The 2,500-nt window shown below is 54.4% G+C and carries 2 tRNA genes and 2 rRNA genes (1 of these 4 cut by a window edge); all 4 read right to left on the bottom strand.

Annotated features, from left to right (window positions below):
* Positions 1-174: ribosomal RNA gene (locus B151_RS0114560) — 23S ribosomal RNA — on the bottom strand; it reaches 2,731 nt to the left of the window's first position.
* A gap of 347 nt (positions 175-521) precedes the next feature.
* Positions 522-595 (bottom strand) — tRNA-Ala (locus tag B151_RS0114555).
* 13 nt (positions 596-608) lie between these two features.
* Positions 609-682: transfer RNA gene (locus B151_RS0114550), tRNA-Ile, on the bottom strand.
* Positions 683-843: 161 nt separating this feature from the next.
* A 16S ribosomal RNA gene (locus tag B151_RS0114545) occupies positions 844-2,367 on the bottom strand.
* The 16S and 23S rRNA genes sit together here with 2 tRNA genes alongside, the layout of an rRNA operon.
* Positions 2,368-2,500: the final 133 nt, after the last annotated feature.

Here is a 2,500-nt window from a genome sequence, read left to right as displayed (position 1 = left end):
CCCCGTACGCCCTCCTCGAAAGGAGTATCCGCCAATTGGCGGATGGGTTGCCCCATTCGGACATCCGCGGATCATTGCTCGTATGCAGCTCCCCGCAGCTTATCGCAGCTTTACACGTCCTTCATCGCCTCTGTATGCCTAGGCATCCACCGTGTGCCCTTAACTTGCTTCTACTATATGGCTTGCACAGCGCTTCCGCGCCCGCAAACCATTCGTAATTCATGTTATTGGTTTATTGTGGGCCGGGGTGGGACGAACCTCCCCGGCTACCTTGGCGTAGTGCACTTGCCTGACTGGCAGACAAATGCCCTACTTGTATTCTTCCGCTGCATATTGCTATGCAGCTTCAGACCTATTACTATTGCTATATTGCTCATCATGTCAAAGAACTGCCCGCCGGGCGGGCAACCTGTCTGGCAGCAGCGCTGCCGTACATTCTTTTATGCAAGAGGCGGGATATACGCAATCCTCTCAATCCATCTTGCACCTCAAAATTTCAAAAAAAATACCGTTAAATACTGTGGAGCTACGGGGATTCGAACCCCGGACCCCCTGCTTGCAAAGCAGGTGCTCTAGCCAGCTGAGCTATAGCCCCTCGGTAACACTTGTGGGCTTGGGAGGACTTGAACCTCCGACCTCACGCTTATCAGGCGTGCGCTCTAACCACCTGAGCTACAAGCCCCCTTTTATGCGGGCGGCCGCGGCTGCAGGCGTGCTCGCCGGCTGCGGCGAGTGCGGTACCCGCCGGGTACACAGTCAACTAAAAAAGTACAGATCAGATTGTTTGCCACGAGCAAGCAGCGTAGCGCCATAACACCCAGCATTGCTGGGTCGCTCTCCTTGAAAGGAGGTGATCCAGCCGCACCTTCCGGTACGGCTACCTTGTTACGACTTAGCGCCAGTTACTAGGCTTACCCTACGCACCCCTTACCGGGGCGAGGTCAGGTACTCCTAACTTCCATCGCTTGACGGGCGGTGTGTACAAGGCCCGGGAACGTATTCACCGCGTCATTGCTGATACGCGATTACTAGCGATTCCACCTTCATGGAGTCGAGTTGCAGACTCCAATCCGAACTGAGAATGACTTTGTGGATTTGCTCCTGCTCGCGCAGTGGCTACCCATTGTATCATCCATTGTAGCACGTGTGCAGCCCTGGACGTAAGGGCCATGATGACTTGACGTCGTCCCCACCTTCCTCACTACTTGCGTAGGCAGTCTGGCTAGAGTCCCCACCTTTACGTGCTGGTAACTAACCACAGGGGTTGCGCTCGTTGCGGGACTTAACCCAACACCTCACGGCACGAGCTGACGACAGCCATGCAGCACCTTCCATTCTGCCCCGAAGGGACCCTCCTTTTCGGGAGGTAGCAGAGTGGATTTAGCCCAGGTAAGGTTCCTCGCGTTGCATCGAATTAAGCCACATGCTCCACCGCTTGTGCGGGCCCCCGTCAATTCCTTTGAGTTTCATCGTTGCCGACGTACTCCCCAGGTGGTATGCTTACTGCGTTAACTGCGTCACTGGCCCCAAAGAGCCAACAACTAGCATACATCGTTTACAGCGTGGACTACCAGGGTATCTAATCCTGTTCGCTCCCCACGCTTTCGTGCCTCAGCGTCAGTTACAGCCCAGCAGGCCGCCTTCGCCACTGGTGTTCTTCGTAATATCTATGCATTTCACCGCTACACTACGAATTCCACCTGCCTCTTCTGTACTCAAGAAACCCAGTATCCATGGCCATTTTACCGTTAAGCGGCAAGATTTCACCACAGACTTAGGCTCCCGCCTACGCACCCTTTACACCCAATGATTCCGGACAACGCTTGCACCCTCCGTATTACCGCGGCTGCTGGCACGGAGTTAGCCGGTGCTTATTCAAATGGTACCGTCACCCCAGATCGAAACCCGGGCGTTCTTCCCATTCAAAAGCCGTTTACAACCCATAGGGCCGTCTTCCGGCACGCGGCGTGGCTGCGTCAGAGTTTCCTCCATTGCGCAAGATTCCTCACTGCTGCCTCCCGTAGGAGTCTGGGCCGTGTCTCAGTCCCAGTGTGGGGGATCATCCTCTCAGACCCCCTAGCTATCATCGCCTTGGTGAGCCGTTACCTCACCAACTAACTAATAGCACGCAGACCCCTCTATACCCGGCCGAAACCTTTAACAACTGTGGCCATGCGGCCCCGCTGCATTATGCGGTATTAGCGCCCCTTTCGAGACGTTATCCCCCAGGTATAGGCAGGTTATCTACGCGTTACTCACCCGTCCGCCAGTCTCCAGGTAGTGCAAGCACCACCCTTCTCCTTCGACTTGCATGTGTTAAGCCCGCCGCCAGCGTTCGTCCTGAGCCAGGATCAAACTCTCCATTGTAAATAATACTCTATATACTCTGTGAGCCGACCCTACGCTCTCGTCATTTTCAAATGCAAAATTGCATCAAGAAATTGAACAAGCTCTCGCTCGCACAAACAATCTGATCTATACTTCAATATGTCTAAGAACT

The sequence above is a fragment of the Gracilimonas tropica DSM 19535 genome, from assembly GCF_000375425.1.
Lineage (GTDB): Bacteria > Bacteroidota > Rhodothermia > Balneolales > Balneolaceae > Gracilimonas > Gracilimonas tropica.
This window is presented reverse-complemented; position numbering and strand designations above follow the sequence as displayed.